Source organism: Helicobacter pylori (assembly GCF_014497725.1).
GTDB lineage: Bacteria > Campylobacterota > Campylobacteria > Campylobacterales > Helicobacteraceae > Helicobacter > Helicobacter pylori_DE.
Map to the genome: position 1 here is coordinate 117,335 of NZ_JACTGF010000002.1, position 15,441 is coordinate 132,775.

Below are 15,441 nucleotides of genomic sequence, written 5' to 3' on the forward strand. Positions count from 1 at the left end.
GATCCACATTGGGAAACAAAATGGAAAACAAATCAATAGGACAGATTTTCAAAGACAGCTTCAAAAAAAGTTTCTTTAGTGGTCTATGGAGTTGCTTAAAATGGAGCTTTATCCTCACTCTGATCAGCTTGGGTTTGTTTCTGCTTGTTTTTAGGTTTCAACCTGAGACGATTAAAAAATACATCAAAGATCCTAAAGATCTACAATTCTACAACGACTTGAGAAAGAAAAATGGTTGGGACAAGTAGGTTTATTGTTTCTAAATTGAGTCAATTGCCAAACAAAAGCGTCGGTTTTGATTTAAATTATGAAGTAGCGCTTGTATGAATAGTGTAAAAATACTTTTTTTTGATATACTCAAACGATTGATTTCAATTTGAAAGGAAACGCATGAAATTTTTTACAAGAATCACTGACAGCTACAAGAAAGTTGTAGTAACTTTAGGGCTAGTGATGACAACCAATCCTTTAATGGCGGTTGACAGTCCTGCAACAGGCGTTACTGAGACTAAAACTTTGGTTATTCAGATCATTTCTGTTCTAGCGATCGTAGGTGGTTGCGCTCTAGGGGTCAAAGGCATAGCGGATATTTGGAAAATCTCTGATGACATCAAAAGAGGTCAGGCGACTGTTTTTGCTTACGTGCAGCCCATAGCTATGTTAGCGGTGGCAGGCGGTATTATCTATTTGAGCACTAAGTTTGGCTTCAATATTAGCGAAAGTGGAGGAGCTAGCTAAATTGATCAACAATAATAGTAATAAAAAACTGAGAGGCTTTTTTTTGAAAGTTCTCTTAAGTTTCGTTGTTTTCAGTTCGTATGGGTCAGCAAATGACGATAATCAAGCCAAAAAAGAAGCGCTAGAAAAAGAAAAAAACACTCCTAATGGGCTTGTTTATACGAATTTAGATTTTGATAGTTTCAAGGCGACTATCAAAAATTTGAAAGACAAGAAAGTAACTTTCAAAGAAGTCAATCCCGATATTATCAAAGATGAAGTTTTTGATTTCGTGATTGTCAATAGAGTCCTTAAAAAAATAAAGGATTTGAAGCATTACGATCCCATTATTGAAAAAATCTTTGATGAAAAGGGTAAAGAAATGGGACTGAATGTAGAATTACAGATCAATCCTGAAGTGAAAGACTTTTTTACTTTCAAAAGCATCAGCACGACCAACAAACAACGCTGCTTTCTGTCATTGCGTGGGGAAACAAGAGAAATTTTATGCGATGATAAGCTGTATAATGTTTTATTGGCCGTATTCAATTCTTATGATCCTAATGATCTTTTGAAACATATTAGCACCGTAGAGTCTCTCAAAAAAATCTTTTATACGATTACATGTGAAGCGGTATATCTATAAAGAGAGAGGTGTTTGTGGCAAGCAAGCAGGCTGACGAACAAAAAAAGCTAATCATAGAGCAAGAGGTTCAAAAGCGGCAGTTTCAAAAAATAGAAGAGCTTAAAGCAGACATGCAAAAGGGTGTCAATCCTTTTTTTAAAGTCTTGTTTGATGGGGGGAATAGGTTGTTTGGTTTCCCTGAAACTTTTATTTATTCCTCCATATTTATATTGTTTGTAACAATTGTATTATCTGTTATTCTTTTTCAAGCCTATGAACCTGTTTTGATTGTAGCGATTGTTATTGTGCTTGTAGCTCTTGGATTCAAGAAAGATTACAGGCTTTATCAAAGAATGGAGCGAGCGATGAAATTTAAAAAACCTTTTTTGTTTAAGGGCGTGAAAAACAAAGCGTTCATGAGCATTTTTTCCATGAAGCCTAGTAAAGAAATGGCTAATGACATCCACTTAAATCCAAACAGAGAAGACAGACTTGTGAGCGCTGCAAATTCCTATCTAGCGAATAACTATGAATGTTTTTTAGATGATGGGGTGATCCTTACTAACAACTATTCTCTTTTAGGCACAATCAAATTGGGGGGCATTGATTTTTTAACCACTTCCAAAAAAGATCTCATAGAGTTACACGCTTCTATTTATAGCGTTTTTAGGAATTTTGTTACCCCTGAATTCAAATTTTATTTTCACACTATTAAAAAGAAAATCGTTATTGATGAAACCAATAGGGATTATAGTCTTGCTTTTTCTAATGATTTCATGCGAGCCTATAATGAGAAGCAAAAGAGAGAAAGTTTTTATGATATTAGTTTTTATCTCACCATAGAGCAAGATTTATTAGACACTCTCAATGAACCCGTTATGAATAAAAAGCATTTTGCAGACAATAATTTTGAAGAGTTTCAAAGGATTATTAGAGCCAAGCTTGAAAACTTCAAGGATAGGATAGAGCTCATAGAAGAGCTACTGAGTAAATACCACCCCATTAGATTAAAAGAATACACCAAAGATGGCATTATTTACTCCAAACAATGCGAGTTTTATAATTTTTTGGTGGGAATGAATGAAGCCCCTTTTATTTGCAACCGAAAAGACTTGTATCTCAAAGAAAAAATGCATGGTGGGGTGAAAGAAGTTTATTTTGCTAATAAGCATGGAAAAATCTTGAATGATGACTTGAGTGAAAAATATTTTAGCGCTATTGAGATCAGTGAATACGCCCCTAAATCACAGAGCGATTTGTTTGATAAAATCAACGCTCTAGACAGCGAATTTATCTTTATGCATGCTTATTCGCCTAAAAACTCACAAGTTTTAAAGGACAAACTAGCTTTCACCTCTAGAAGGATTATTATTAGTGGAGGCTCCAAAGAGCAAGGCATGACTTTGGGTTGCTTGAGCGAATTGGTGGGTAATGGTGATATTACGCTAGGCAGTTATGGTAATTCTTTAGTGCTGTTTGCTGATAGCTTTGAAAAAATGAAACAAAGCGTTAAGGAATGCGTCTCTAGTCTTAACGCTAAAGGTTTTTTAGCCAACGCAGCGACTTTCTCTATGGAAAATTACTTTTTTGCCAAACATTGCTCTTTTATCACGCTTCCTTTTATTTTTGACGTAACTTCTAACAATTTTGCTGATTTCATAGCGATGAGAGCGATGAGTTTTGATGGCAATCAACATAATAACGCTTGGGGTAATAGCGTGATGACGCTAAAAAGCGAGATCAATTCGCCTTTTTATCTGAACTTCCACATGCCCACTGATTTTGGTTCAGCTTCAGCAGGACACACTTTGATACTTGGCTCAACCGGTTCAGGTAAGACAGTGTTTATGTCAATGACCTTGAACGCTATGGGACAATTTGTTCACAATTTTCCTGCTAATGTCAGCAAAGACAAGCAAAAGCTCACTATGGTCTATATGGATAAAGATTATGGCGCTTATGGGAATATTGTCGCAATGGGTGGGGAGTATGTCAAGATTGAACTAGGGACAGATACAGGATTAAATCCTTTTGCTTGGGCGGCTTGTGTGCAAAAAACAAATGCAACAATGGAGCAAAAACAAACAGCTATTTCTGTTGTCAAAGAGCTTGTGAAAAACCTAGCGACCAAAAGCGATGAAAAAGATGAAAATGGCAACAGCATCTCTTTTAGCCTAGCAGATTCTAATACGCTTGCAGCGGCAGTAACCAACCTTATCACAGGAGATATGAACCTAGATTATCCTATCACTCAACTTATTAATGCTTTCGGAAAAGACCACAATGATCCTAATGGGCTTGTCGCGCGATTAGCGCCTTTTTGCAAATCAACCAATGGTGAATTTCAATGGCTTTTTGATAATAAAGCAACGGATCGCTTAGATTTTTCAAAAACGATTATTGGCGTTGATGGGTCAAGTTTCTTAGACAACAATGATGTTTCGCCCTTTATTTGTTTTTACCTTTTCGCTCGTATCCAAGAGGCAATGGATGGGCGTAGATTTGTCTTAGATATTGATGAAGCTTGGAAATATTTAGGCGATCCAAAGGTCGCTTATTTTGTAAGAGACATGCTAAAAACTGCAAGGAAAAGAAACGCTATTGTCAGGCTTGCGACTCAAAGCATCACTGATCTTTTGGCTTGCCCTATTGCTGATACGATTAGAGAACAATGCCCTACAAAGATTTTTTTGAGAAACGATGGGGGTAATCTTTCTGATTACCAAAGATTAGCTAATGTTACAGAAAAAGAATTTGAAATCATCACTAAGGGGCTGGATAGGAAAATCCTCTACAAACAGGATGGAAGCCCTAGCGTTATCGCTAGTTTTAATTTGAGAGGCATTCCTAAAGAATATTTGAAAATTTTATCCACAGATACTGTATTTGTCAAAGAAATTGACAAGATTATCCAAAACCATAGTATCATAGATAAATATCAGGCCTTGAGGCAAATGTATCAACAAATAAAGGAGTATTAAAATGAAACAAAGTTTGCGCGAACAAAAATTATTGAAAATTTTGGAAAATGATGTCTTGACGATTTTGGATAGTTTTTCTAATTACCTTTTTGAACTGAGAGAGGAATTGGACTTCATAGAAGAAGAAATGGAAGGTGAAATCACTGAACAAAACCTTACCGCTCTTTATGATTTTTCTAATTTCTTAGAAGACCATGTCAATGTATTTTATGAGAATGTTTTGAATATAGATGATGTCAAAACAGAACACCTTTATTCAGGTCTCATAGATAGTCTTAACGCTAATCTTCACTTTGTCAAGTCATTTCTCAGTAATCAGGATTTAGACTTCCGCTTTTTTAAAGAAATAAACGATGGGCAAGATCCCCAAAAAACATTATCAAGATTGATTCCTCTTCAAAGTGGGAAAAATGATGCAAGCTCGTTTAAAGCCAATAATTCTTTTGTTTCATTAGTTTATGTTTATGCTTACTTCATGCTAGAAACTATCAGGCAGTCGTATAGGATTCTCAGATTACTAGAAAAACCTATCAATAACAACATAAGCGAGGATATGCAGAACGATATAGAGAATTTTTTTGTTCAAGCAAATTTTTTAGAATACTATGTTCAGAACAAAATATACCCAACCAATCATGCCTATGACTTCACGCATTTGATCATGGACTCCATTATTCCTAATTGGATTCAAACTGATATGAGCGTTGAAGCTAAAAAGAAAGAGCTTTTTGAAAAATATTTTCAAAACATTGATGAAGTAACAAACAAAATGCTCGATCAAGAAAATCAAAACAAAAACAGCGATTGAGTGGTGTTAATGCGCTAGAATAATGCTAAAAATAAGAATAAAGGAGTCAAAAGTATGAAAACGAACTTTTATAAAATTAAATTACTATTTGCTTGGTGTCTTATCATTGGCATGTTTAACGCTCCGCTTAACGCTGACCAAAACACGGATATAAAAGATATTAGTCCTGAAGATATGGCGCTAAATAGCGTGGGGCTTGTTTCTAGAGATCAGCTAAAAATAGAGATCCCTAAAGAAACCCTAGAGCAAAAAGTGGCCATACTCAATGACTATAATGATAAGAATGTTAATATCAAGTTTGACGACATAAGTTTAGGGAGTTTTCAACCTAATGATAATCTAGGTATCAATGCGATGTGGGGCATTCAAAATCTTCTCATGAGCCAAATGATGGGCGATTACGGTCCAAACAATCCTTTCATGTATGGTTATGCACCAACATACTCAGATTCATCGTTTTTACCACCGATATTAGGGTATTAACTAGGAGGGTATTAACATGGCAGGCACACAAGCTATATATGAATCATCTTCTGCAGGCTTCTTATCGGAAATTTCCTCAATCATCTCAAGCACAAGTGGTGTCGCAGGGCCATTTGCAGGAATAGTAGCGGGCGCTATGTCAGCAGCGATTATTCCTATTGTTGTGGGATTTACTAACCCGCAAATGACCGCTATCATGACCCAATACAATCAAAGCATCGCTGAAGCCGTAAGCATGCCTATGAAAGCCGCTAACCAACAATACAACCAATTGTATCAAGGTTTTAACGATCAAAGCATGGCTGTAGGGAACAATATCTTAAATATCAGCAAATTAACAGGGGAATTTAACGCGCAAGGTAGCACGCAAAGCGCGCAAATTAGTGCTGTCAATAGTCAGATTGCAAGCATTTTAGCGAGTAACACTACCCCTAAAAATCCTAGCGCTATTGAAGCTTATGCGACGAATCAAATCGCTGTTCCTAGCGTGCCAACAACAGTTGAAATGATGAGCGGCATCTTAGGCAATATTACAAGTGCAGCACCAAAATACGCCCTAGCTCTACAAGAGCAACTGCGTTCTCAAGCAAGCAACAGCTCAATGAATGATACAGCCGATTCCCTTGATAGCTGTACCGCTTTAGGCGCACTTGTTGGCTCATCAAAAGTGTTTTTCAGTTGCATGCAAATTTCTATGACTCCTATGAGCGTTTCTATGCCCACTGTTTATGCTAAATACCAAGCGTTAGCCACTAATGCCCTAACTTCAGGCGTTAATCCTATGACCACCCCTGCATGCCCTATTGGGGACAAAGTTCTTGCCGTTTATTGCTATGCTGAAAAAGTAGCAGAAATTTTGAGAGAATACTATATAGAATTTGTGAAAAACAATACCAATTTGTTGCAGAACGCTTCTCAAATGATACTCGGTCAATCAGGATTAGCTACTAGCACCTATGACACTCAAGCGATTTCTAACATAAGCTCGCTATATAATTACAATATAGTAGCGAATAAATCTTTTTTGAAATCGCATTTGACTTACCTTGATTACATCAAAGACAAGCTTAAGGGGCAAAAAGATAGCTACTTAACAGAAAGGGTGCAAACTAAAATAATCGTGAAGTGAGGAAAGAGATGTGAAGTGTTTTTTAAGCATACTTTCTTTCTTGACTTTTTGTGGCTTGTCCTTGAATGGTGCAGAGGTAGTAATGACGCTTGAACCTGCCTTAAAAGCCATTCAGGCGGACGCACAAGCCAAACAAAAAACCGCTCAAGCCGAATTAAAAGCCATAGAAGCTCAATCTAGTACCAAAGAAAAAGCCATTCAAGCGCAAATAGAGGGAGAATTGAGAACCCAGCTTGCAACCATGAGCGCTATGTTAAAAGGGGCTAATGGCGTTATTAATGGTGTCAATGGCATGACAGGGGGGTTTTTTGCAGGTTCAGACATCTTGCTTGGCGTCATGGAAGGGTATTCAAGTGCGCTTAGCGCATTGGGGGGGAATGTCAAAATAATCGTGGAAAAACAAAAAATTAACACCCAAACAGAAATCCAAAACATGCAAATCGCACTCCAAAAAAATAACGAAATAATCAAGCTCAAAATGAATCAGCAAAACGCTCTCTTAGAAGCGTTAAAAAACAGCTTTGAACCGAGCGTTACTCTAAAAACACAAATGGAAATGCTTTCTCAAGCTCTAGGAAGTTCTTCTGATAACGCTAAATACATCGCTTACAATACGATCGGCATCAAGGCGTTTGAAGAAGCCTTAGAAGGTTTTGAAACATGGTTGAAAGAGGCTATGAAAAAAGCGACCCTTATTGACTATAATTCCCTAACAGGTCAGGCTTTGTTTCAAAGCGCCATCTATGCGCCTGCTCTTAGTTTTTTTTCAAGCATGGGCACACCATTTGGAATCATTGAAACATTCACTCTAGCACCCACAAAATGCCCCTATCTTGATGGGCTAAAAATTTCAGCATGCCTTATGGAACAGGTTATTCAGAATTACAGAATGATCGTAGCCCTTATTCAAAATAAACTGAGTGATGCAGATTTTCAAAATATCGCTTATTTGAATGGGATCAATGGAGAAATCAAAACCTTAAAAGGATCAGTAGATTTGAACGCGCTCATAGAAGCTGCTATCTTAAACGCAGAAAATCATTTAAACTATATAGAAAATCTTGAAAAAAAAGCCGACCTTTGGGAAGAACAATTGAAATTAGAGAGAGAAACGACAGCAAGAAACATTGCTAACTCTAAAGTTATTGTCAAATGAAAACACTCGTGAAAAATACCCTATTTTCTTTTTTGCTATTGTCTGTTTTGATGGCAGAAGATATAACAAGCGGCTTAAAGCAACTGGATAGCACCTACCAAGAGACCAACCAACAAGCACTCAAAAACTTAGATGAGATTTTTTCAACCACTAGCCCTAGTGCTAATGATAAAATGGGTGAAGAAGATGCTCTAAACATCAAAAAAGCGGCCATGGCTTTGAGAGGAGATTTAGCGTTGTTGAAAGCCAATTTTGAAGCGAATGAGTTATTTTTCATCTCAGAAGATGTGATTTTTAAGACTTATATGTCTAGCCCTGAACTTTTATTAACCTATATGAAAATCAATCCCTTAGACCAAAAGACTGCTGAACAGCAATGCGGAATATCCGATAAAATTTTAGTTCTTTATTGTGAGGGGAAGCTGAAAATCGAGCAAGAAAAACAAAATATAAGAGAGCGTTTAGAAACTTCCCTAAAGGCGTATCAGAGCAACATTGGAGGTACAGCTTCTTTAATCACTGCTTCACAGACGCTTGTAGAAAGCCTAAAAAATAAAAATTTCATCAAAGGAATCAGAAAGCTTATGTTAGCTCAAAACAAGGTCTTTTTAAATTATTTAGAGGAGTTGGACGCATTAGAAAGATCCCTAGAACAAAGTAAGCGACAATACCTACAAGAAAGGCAATCAAGTAAGATCATTGTCAAATGATTTTCTGAGATGACAAGCTATGATTTCTCATTTTTGGGATTTGTTTCTCTAGTTGTTTTTTGAGCTAATAATTTGGATCGCTATTTTTTTCCATGAGCGATGCTTTGTTCTATTTGATTAATGACGCTATTGGGCAGTTCGGATTTAGAGCGATTGTTTGAGGATGTTGCATCTTTTGCTTCATTTTCTTTTGTATCAGTAGCTCCAAACTCGCTTGCATTTGTAGTATCTTGGTAGTTATTTTCTTGCTCCATTTCTTTTTTTCTCTTCTCACAAATAGCGCACGAAGCTATAAGAAAGGTTCTATTGTCGCTGTTATTAAGAGCGAGTTTTAAACCACTCAGGTGTTGTCTAGAAAACTTGTTATTTTCTGTCTCTATTTCTTGAATTTTTTCTAATAAGGGGGCAAGAATTTTTTGATCCTTGATTCCTTTGATCAAACACTTTCTTAACCCATCATAATCGTTGCTTGAAATAATACACTTATTGATAACGATTTCAATTTCAGGCGTTCTCCACTCATCAGGCACAAGCGGAGCAGCAGGTTTCACAAAAGCTTCATTCACCTTATTGATCATCTCATCAAAGTTATCATCTTTATTAGATTTGGTTTCAGTGGAAGAATTGCCATTAGGGTTGTCATTCAAAGGGTTAGCGTTAATTTCGTTTAATTCTTGCAATCCTCTGTGCTTAGCCGCTTTTTTTTGAACAGAAGAGTTGTTCTTTTTTTCAAACGCTTCAATATTCTTTTGAATTTGCTCTGCTCTCGCCCTATCATTCCGTAATTTTTCTCTCAAAGCGTTAGTGGCGAATTCTTTTTCCTCTTTTGTAATTTCTTTGTCGTCATGTCTTTGATAGAGTGTTTTGATTTTTTTAAAGCCTAAAGCCACCAATTCTTTGTATTCACTCGGTAATAATGCTGTATTGATAGCGTTTAAGCCCCCATAAATAACTAAAGAATAAAGAGCGACAGAACCTAATTTTTTGAAGATACTTTTCAAGAGCGTCTCCTTTCCTATTCAAAGGGGTTATTCTTGGCAACATTGTTCCGGTATGCAGAAACCACTGTTTTGAAGAAATTAAATATCTTGTAGTGTTCTTTTTGCATAGTTGTTTTGTCGCTCATCATAGGATCGCTATCTACGAAGATATTGTATTCATTAGTCTTTTTTAATATAGATTTTTTGGATTGGGTGTCAAAATTGAAGCTGTCTAAAACCAACAAACACAATTTTTGTTTTTGAGCGAAACTCAATTTTTGGTTGGTGAAGTTTTTAGTCAAAGTATTCAATTCCACATCATCTTTGACATTTTTCAACAAGTTAGAAAAAGCTTCATAGCCCCTTAAGTATTTCTCATTGATCTTATCAATCGCCATGCTAAACGCCAAGCGTTCCGAGTTAAAAATAAGCGTGTTGGTGGCTTTTTGAGCAATATCTTTTGCTTTGGAGTCAAATTTGTTTCTTTCAAGCTGCAAGTAATAATCTATATTATCCAATTCTTTTCTGCTCAATAAATTAGAAATGTTATTGGAATATTCTTCAATCGCTTGCTTGTAAGATAAAGCTAATCGGCTCGCTTTTTTGTTTTGCTCTTCATCTAAAGAAAACACACCCATTTGAAGCAAAGCCTGAGCCTTATCTTTAGTGGTAGCGGTAGTTTTTTTAAAAATGCTGCTGTTTTTGACTTGGGGGTAGTAATAACTCAAACGCTCCTTATCTTCTTTGGTGAATGTTTCTTGGTTTAAAACATAGGCATAAGGGTTAGGAAGAAGTTTCTTATAAAGAGGGTTATCTTTTAAGGCTTGCTCTAGATCACCATAAGCCTTTGACTTAGCAGTAAGGATTTTACCTCTTGTCTCTTTCTCTAGAGCCTCTTTTTCTTTTTTGTATTTGTTTTCTAAATCTAAAAGGACTTTAGCTCTGTAATCCACAAGCTCTTTGATTTTTTGTTTTCTAAAAACCAAGTCTTCTAAGAAATCATGCGTATTGTTTAAGAGCTTCTTGCGAGCTTTAAGAGCGTCTTCTTTTGCAGCCACTTCTTCTTGTTCTTTTTTAATCTCGTTGAAAAATGAACCAAACTGCTCCACATTAGCCGACAAAACTCCAAACGCAACCAATGAGCTAAAAACGATTTTTGCAAGCATCTTATAGTTTTTGTAACCTTAAATTTTCAAAAAATACCAACACATTTTACCACAATTTCCACAAAACTATGGATCAAAACTTTTCCATATTCAAAAGGTAAGTAAAGTCTAGGTCTTTGAGTATCAAGTTAATAAAATAATAGCTCATTTTTGAAAAATAATAGATCACATCTGAGCGTGTTTAGCTAGTATTCAAAAAAGTTTTTGATTGGATCAGATTAGGGATTATTGGAATCATAAAAATTCAAAAGGGCTTTTTTCCATTTTTTGGTATAACAATAACATTACCTTTCTTAATATAATGTTATGTTTTTCTTGCTTGTATGCGACTTGTTGGTATTTTTTAAGTTTCTCTTAAGGTTATTTTTATACAATGGATTGGTGTTTTTTGGATAGAAACTCCTTTATTCCTTGATAGGTGTTTTCTATTCTTTGTTTGACATAAACAAACAAATCGTTGGTTTGTGTTATATCACATGTTAGTATCAGCATAGTAGGGTATTCTTTGGGATTTTGAGCTAGATTAAGGTGGTTTTGTAAAATACTTATTATTTCCTATGCTCCTTTGCTCCTTTATAGGTTCACCGCCTTGAACTAGTTCTTTCAAAACCAAAATGAAACGACCGATTAGCAAATTAAAACAAAACTTTTTACAATTCAAACATTCTTTCAACAAACATTTAGATAAGTACAGCCTTTATTATAGGCTGTTCAATATCAGCTCTATCGTTATAGGTTTTTTAATAGCGCTTTTTTCTTATGGGGCAGGGGTGATTTTAGTTTATCCAATATTATTCTTGTTTGCTCTTATAATAAAACCTAGCTTTTTTTATTACACTACTTATCTTTTGCTACTCGTTTCTCTCAGCATAATAAGCAAATACTATCTCTTAAGCCACGCGAATTTCACAATGAAGCTAATCATACTTATGACTCAATGGCAAAATTGGTTCTTATGATTCGTTCAAAAATTTCTCAAGACTTGATTTAGAGAAATTTCTTTATTTCCAAACATTAGCATAAAACCTTACTGACTAAAAACTAAAATCTTTTTAAGTGCATACCCAAAGCTAGCTTATTTGAAAAAACCAATCTATTTTTGGTATTCAAATCCTAAAACCCCATGATTTTAAATTTAAAGGAGCGTTTTTTAAAAATAATTCTGCATCTAGTGTGTTAGTAATTTGTTTTTGATATGGTGGTGGTTTTCCAAATTAATATTGAGAAAAATTTGCTATAATTAGGAGATAAAAATAAAAAGGATATGGCTTGTTTGGTGGCAAAATATTTGATTTTTTTGCGATTGGTGGTTGCTTACCGCTTGATTTCATGAGTAATCTTAGATTCAAGAATTTTCTTAGTAGCTTTAGGTATGCTATTGTGAAATGCTTCCTACTAAAACACGCATTAGAGATCCGAACAAGCAAGAACTTACACAACCAAAAATAAAAGGACTGATCATGGGAAAAATTTTAGCTTCTTTGTTGGGTGGCGGAACAAATCTTTTTACAGGTTTATCCAGTGATTTGTTTTCTATGATATTAAATTTTTTGTTCTTCCTGATGTTAATGATGGGACTTAATGAAGCATTAGGGAAAAAATTTAACTTGCCTATGGACAATATCAAGAATTTTATGGCAGAAGTGCTGAAGAATGGATTCGATAGTATCAAAAACATGGGATCTGCTTTGGTTAGTAATGGTTTTGGTAGCAACAAATCAGACAAAACCGCTAATAAAATGAGTGTCTCTCAAGTAAGATTCTAGTGGTGTATTAACTATCTAAAGATGAATTTTTTTCATCTTTCATGCAGAGCTTTGTTTGATCAACAAGGCAATAGATTACTAGCTGAATATTATGATTTTATTACTTAAGACTCCTTTTTGAAAATGAGTTATCTTGACCCTTTATTTTAGTTGTAACGCATTTTTACGACCGATCTTGCTTTTTAAAAATAATATATAATATTAAAACTTTTTAAATCGGTTTTTAGGGCTATTTGTGAAAGCGTTTTTTGTAGGTTTTGAAAAATAGATATAAGAGTGATTGAAACAATATTTTATGGTTAAAAAATAGTTTTTTGCTCTTTGAATTATGACCGCTCTGAAATTTTCACACAACAGATATTGTATAATTTTAATATAAAACTTTACGATTTGAACAATCTAAAGAGAAACAAAATCCATTGAAGGGATCAAGAACGATATGAGTAATAACATGCGAAAACTCTTCTTAATGATTGCCAACTCAAAAGATAAGAAAGAAAAACTTATTGAGAGTTTGCAGGAGAACGAACTTTTAAACACTGATGAAAAAAAGAAAATCATAGATCAAATAAAAACCATGCATGATTTTTTCAAGCAGATGCATACAAACAAGGGAGCGTTAGATAAGGTTCTAAGAAATTACATGAAAGATTATCGCGCTGTTATCAAAAGCATTGGTGTTGATAAGTTTAAAAAGGTTTATCGATTGCTTGAGAGTGAGACTATGGAGCTGTTGCATGCGATTGCAGAGAATCCTAATTTCTTATTCTCTAAATTTGATCGATCAATTCTTGGAATATTTCTGCCTTTCTTCAGTAAGCCCATCATGTTCAAGATGAGTATTAGAGAAATGGACTCGCAAATAGAATTGTATGATACTAAGCTCCCACTATTGAAATTGTTTGTGATGACAGATGAAGAAGTGAATTTCTACGCTAATCTAAAAACCATTGAACAATATAACGACTATGTTAGGGATTTGCTGATGAAATTTGATCTTGAAAAATACATGGAAGAAAAAGGAGTGCAAAATGCTTGATGTGGAAAACGAACAAAAAATCTCGGTGTAACTAACAAAATTCAGTTTGAAAAATATTCGTCTTGGGCAGAGACAGAATTAAAAAATGATGAGTGCTTTAAAAAGATTACCTACCTGATCGCCTTACCTATCAAGTAAAGCTAACGCCCGTTGGCGTTGCTCTCTACTCTTAGAAAAATCTATTCTCTCCTTTTCTTTCAATCACTTACCACTGAGCAAACTTCTGATTTGATTGCGTAAGTATTCATTCTCTCTTTCTTCTTGCAACTTCTCCCTAACCTCTTCCTCTCTGGCTTGCATGTTCAAGTTGCCATTCTTAAAAATCTCAGAACTAATCACATTCTGCCTCATTTGATAACCTGCACGATTACTCAAGGTTTCTAAAATTTCTCGTTGGTTATTTTTCCTAGTGGTATATTCTTGTTCCTTGTCTTGCAAGAGAGTTTTGTAATACTGATTGATTTTTTCCAGCTGGGCTTTTTCTCTTGCCACTTCATTGATCACTTGCTTGTTGTTTGCTCCACTCACATCATAGCCATGCAAGTTTTTTGTGTTAGCTCCTAGCATTGGCTGACTCCCTTGCAACACATCAAAGGTCTGCGGTTTTTCTTTGTTGTTAGGATTATCATTGTAGTTACTCGCTATCATCACCACACCCTTTTGATTCAAAGTAGGCTGCAAGTAAAAATCAATGTCAGATCTTGCCCCGTTAGCTTGGAAGTAATTCTTGTATTGAAGGATCTTATTGGCATCGCCTATGAGCGTAATCTTTTTAGAATGGTGAACAAGTTTGAAAGTTAGTACAACTTGTTTATTATCCAACAAATAATCCTTGTAATTTGGCAACTTCACTTGCACCATGAATGGTGTGTCTTTGAGCTTGTCATTTAAGGGTATCTCACTATACTTCTCTATCAATTCATTATACACAGGCGTATAAACATGGTTCTTTTGTTTCACCACTTTTTTCGCATAATTACTGCACGCGCTTAAAGTTAAGCACAGAATTGTCGCACCGATTAAAACACTTGCTCTCAGTTTCATTATTGTTTCTCCTTATTGCTCTCGTTTCATTAGTTTCATTCTGCACCGCCTTGTTTCTTTGAAGTGAAAAGACCATTGATAAAATTTTTTATACCAATAACCTTAATAACTTTACAAATCAAATAGCCCATACCTATGAAGCAAATGTTTTTCAAAACAAAGAGCACCTTGTCGTTAGTGCTACCAATTCCTAATATATACAGTTCATAAATAGATCTAATTGTCTCTAATCCAAAAAACAAAACCGCACCCACGCCAAAGGCATAGTAAAAATACTGAAGTTTTAGTTTTGTTTTTAGACTTTCCACTAGCTCTGTGTTTTTGCTAGTTCTTAAAAAGACAAAATAGACTGCAAACAAAACAAATATCCCACCCATACACAATCCTAACAGATACTCTAGTCCCCCTATATACCCTAAGAATGAATGAGCGTATGCTTCCATTATTCTCTGTTTGGCTTGTCCTATCTGCATCAGAAGTTCATACCTTTTTTCTTGCGGTAGCTTTTCTATTTCTATTAGGATATTTTTCAACTCTTCTTGATTCTTTAAAGCTTCGTGAAATCTTTGTTCCCCTAAACTCCCTTTAGGATATAACGAGTCTAGCAAATTTAAGAGATCGTTGCTCTGTGAGTTGCTAGGTGGTGGGGCGTTTAGCGGATTGGATCCATGATGCTCTGTTGTATCGTTCATGAAACTCCTTTCAAGAATTAAATTGAGAAATTATTTTGATATTATACCATTCTCTCTATGACGTTGTGATTGTCTCATCTCTTTGAATTAGGTGCTTCTAAAATTTCATTATTGAGTTACGACTGCTTGCTCATCGTTCTTACTT

General features: G+C 35.2%; 18 protein-coding genes. 13 read left to right on the forward strand and 5 right to left on the reverse strand.

What is annotated here, in order from left to right:
* Window positions 1-20 precede the first annotated feature (20 nt).
* From cagB to cagG, 6 genes are all read left to right on the forward strand, one after another.
* A complete protein-coding gene (cagB, locus tag H7N69_RS02495; protein ID WP_000428886.1) occupies window positions 21-248 on the forward strand; it encodes a cag pathogenicity island protein B in 228 nt (75 codons plus the stop codon).
* Between the two features lie 142 nt (window positions 249-390).
* Window positions 391-738, forward strand: coding sequence for a cag pathogenicity island type IV secretion system protein CagC (cagC, locus tag H7N69_RS02500; protein ID WP_187884698.1), 348 nt, complete (start codon window positions 391-393; stop codon window positions 736-738).
* Between the two features lies 1 nt (window position 739).
* A complete protein-coding gene (cagD, locus tag H7N69_RS02505; RefSeq protein ID WP_187884699.1) occupies window positions 740-1,363 on the forward strand; it encodes a cag pathogenicity island type IV secretion system protein CagD in 624 nt (207 codons plus the stop codon).
* Window positions 1,364-1,371: 8 nt separating this feature from the next.
* The gene (cagE, locus tag H7N69_RS02510) at window positions 1,372-4,323 is read left to right on the forward strand and encodes a cag pathogenicity island type IV secretion system ATPase CagE (protein WP_187884700.1); all 2,952 of its coding nucleotides are present in this window, start codon (window positions 1,372-1,374) and stop codon (window positions 4,321-4,323) included.
* A gap of 1 nt (window position 4,324) precedes the next feature.
* The gene (cagF, locus tag H7N69_RS02515; RefSeq protein ID WP_079375799.1) at window positions 4,325-5,131 is read left to right on the forward strand and encodes a type IV secretion system chaperone CagF; all 807 of its coding nucleotides are present in this window, start codon (window positions 4,325-4,327) and stop codon (window positions 5,129-5,131) included.
* Between the two features lie 54 nt (window positions 5,132-5,185).
* Window positions 5,186-5,614 (forward strand): cag pathogenicity island type IV secretion system translocation protein CagG, encoded by a 429-nt coding sequence (gene cagG, locus H7N69_RS02520; protein ID WP_000855883.1) that lies wholly within the window; start codon window positions 5,186-5,188, stop codon window positions 5,612-5,614.
* Here the strand turns inward: cagG and H7N69_RS07860 are convergent, their stop codons facing one another.
* The gene (locus H7N69_RS07860) at window positions 5,615-5,812 is read right to left on the reverse strand and encodes a hypothetical protein (protein WP_000562353.1); all 198 of its coding nucleotides are present in this window, start codon (window positions 5,810-5,812) and stop codon (window positions 5,615-5,617) included.
* Here H7N69_RS07860 and H7N69_RS02525 point away from each other — a divergent pair.
* The 3 genes from H7N69_RS02525 to cagL are packed head-to-tail and all read left to right on the forward strand — an operon-like array spanning window position 5,799 to window position 8,609.
* Window positions 5,799-6,743: a sodium:calcium antiporter gene (locus tag H7N69_RS02525; RefSeq protein ID WP_232260174.1), complete on the forward strand. Its 945-nt coding sequence runs from the start codon at window positions 5,799-5,801 to the stop codon at window positions 6,741-6,743. The two genes, H7N69_RS07860 and H7N69_RS02525, sit on opposite strands and share 14 nt — an antisense overlap.
* 10 nt (window positions 6,744-6,753) lie before the next feature.
* Window positions 6,754-7,899: a cag pathogenicity island type IV secretion system translocation protein CagI gene (gene cagI / locus H7N69_RS02530; RefSeq protein WP_187884702.1), complete on the forward strand. Its 1,146-nt coding sequence runs from the start codon at window positions 6,754-6,756 to the stop codon at window positions 7,897-7,899.
* Window positions 7,896-8,609, forward strand: a complete 714-nt coding sequence (cagL, locus tag H7N69_RS02535; protein ID WP_078243582.1) for a cag pathogenicity island VirB5 family T4SS-associated adhesin CagL — start codon at window positions 7,896-7,898, stop codon at window positions 8,607-8,609. The genes cagI and cagL overlap by 4 nt, the downstream gene beginning before the upstream one ends.
* Before the next feature lie 80 nt (window positions 8,610-8,689).
* Here the strand turns inward: cagL and cagN are convergent, their stop codons facing one another.
* Both cagN and cagM read right to left on the reverse strand, forming a co-directional pair.
* Window positions 8,690-9,610, reverse strand: coding sequence for a cag pathogenicity island type IV secretion system protein CagN (cagN, locus tag H7N69_RS02540; protein WP_187884703.1), 921 nt, complete (start codon window positions 9,608-9,610; stop codon window positions 8,690-8,692).
* Between the two features lie 14 nt (window positions 9,611-9,624).
* Window positions 9,625-10,755 carry a type IV secretion system apparatus protein CagM gene (cagM, locus tag H7N69_RS02545; RefSeq protein WP_187884704.1) on the reverse strand — a complete coding sequence of 377 codons (1,131 nt, stop codon included), beginning with the start codon at window positions 10,753-10,755 and terminating at the stop codon, window positions 9,625-9,627.
* 614 nt (window positions 10,756-11,369) lie between these two features.
* Here cagM and cagP point away from each other — a divergent pair.
* From cagP to cagS, 4 genes are all read left to right on the forward strand, one after another.
* Window positions 11,370-11,714 (forward strand): cag pathogenicity island protein CagP, encoded by a 345-nt coding sequence (cagP, locus tag H7N69_RS02550; protein ID WP_001958601.1) that lies wholly within the window; start codon window positions 11,370-11,372, stop codon window positions 11,712-11,714.
* 310 nt (window positions 11,715-12,024) lie between these two features.
* Window positions 12,025-12,204, forward strand: coding sequence for a hypothetical protein (locus tag H7N69_RS07865; RefSeq protein WP_078266900.1), 180 nt, complete (start codon window positions 12,025-12,027; stop codon window positions 12,202-12,204).
* Window positions 12,141-12,521 carry a cag pathogenicity island type IV secretion system protein CagQ gene (cagQ, locus tag H7N69_RS02555; protein ID WP_187884705.1) on the forward strand — a complete coding sequence of 127 codons (381 nt, stop codon included), beginning with the start codon at window positions 12,141-12,143 and terminating at the stop codon, window positions 12,519-12,521. Before H7N69_RS07865 ends, cagQ begins: the two co-directional genes overlap by 64 nt.
* Window positions 12,522-12,960: 439 nt before the next feature.
* A complete protein-coding gene (gene cagS, locus H7N69_RS02560) occupies window positions 12,961-13,560 on the forward strand; it encodes a cag pathogenicity island protein CagS (RefSeq protein WP_000069539.1) in 600 nt (199 codons plus the stop codon).
* Window positions 13,561-13,761: 201 nt separating this feature from the next.
* Here cagS and cagT read toward each other — a convergent pair whose 3' ends face one another.
* Together cagT and cagU are read right to left on the reverse strand one after the other, a co-directional pair.
* Window positions 13,762-14,604, reverse strand: coding sequence for a type IV secretion system apparatus protein CagT (cagT, locus tag H7N69_RS02565; RefSeq protein ID WP_000776468.1), 843 nt, complete (start codon window positions 14,602-14,604; stop codon window positions 13,762-13,764).
* 35 nt (window positions 14,605-14,639) lie between these two features.
* On the reverse strand, window positions 14,640-15,296 hold the full coding sequence (cagU, locus tag H7N69_RS02570) for a cag pathogenicity island translocation protein CagU (protein ID WP_187884706.1): 657 nt from the start codon (window positions 15,294-15,296) through the stop codon (window positions 14,640-14,642).
* Window positions 15,297-15,441 lie beyond the last annotated feature (145 nt).

Excerpts from the sequence above, each read along its gene's own strand:
- cagB (WP_000428886.1), top strand. The coding sequence starts at position 21 with ATGGAAAACAAATCAATAGGACAGATTTTCAAAGACAGCTTCAAAAAA.
- cagC (WP_187884698.1), top strand. The coding sequence starts at position 391 with ATGAAATTTTTTACAAGAATCACTGACAGCTACAAGAAAGTTGTAGTA.
- cagF (WP_079375799.1), top strand. The coding sequence starts at position 4,325 with ATGAAACAAAGTTTGCGCGAACAAAAATTATTGAAAATTTTGGAAAAT.
- cagG (WP_000855883.1), top strand. The coding sequence starts at position 5,186 with ATGAAAACGAACTTTTATAAAATTAAATTACTATTTGCTTGGTGTCTT.
- H7N69_RS02525 (WP_232260174.1), top strand. The coding sequence starts at position 5,799 with ATGACCGCTATCATGACCCAATACAATCAAAGCATCGCTGAAGCCGTA.
- H7N69_RS07860 (WP_000562353.1), bottom strand. The coding sequence starts at position 5,812 with ATGATAGCGGTCATTTGCGGGTTAGTAAATCCCACAACAATAGGAATA.
- cagL (WP_078243582.1), top strand. The coding sequence starts at position 7,896 with ATGAAAACACTCGTGAAAAATACCCTATTTTCTTTTTTGCTATTGTCT.
- cagM (WP_187884704.1), bottom strand. The coding sequence starts at position 10,755 with ATGCTTGCAAAAATCGTTTTTAGCTCATTGGTTGCGTTTGGAGTTTTG.
- cagP (WP_001958601.1), top strand. The coding sequence starts at position 11,370 with ATGAAACGACCGATTAGCAAATTAAAACAAAACTTTTTACAATTCAAA.
- cagQ (WP_187884705.1), top strand. The coding sequence starts at position 12,141 with ATGCTTCCTACTAAAACACGCATTAGAGATCCGAACAAGCAAGAACTT.
- cagS (WP_000069539.1), top strand. The coding sequence starts at position 12,961 with ATGAGTAATAACATGCGAAAACTCTTCTTAATGATTGCCAACTCAAAA.
- cagT (WP_000776468.1), bottom strand. The coding sequence starts at position 14,604 with ATGAAACTGAGAGCAAGTGTTTTAATCGGTGCGACAATTCTGTGCTTA.
- cagU (WP_187884706.1), bottom strand. The coding sequence starts at position 15,296 with ATGAACGATACAACAGAGCATCATGGATCCAATCCGCTAAACGCCCCA.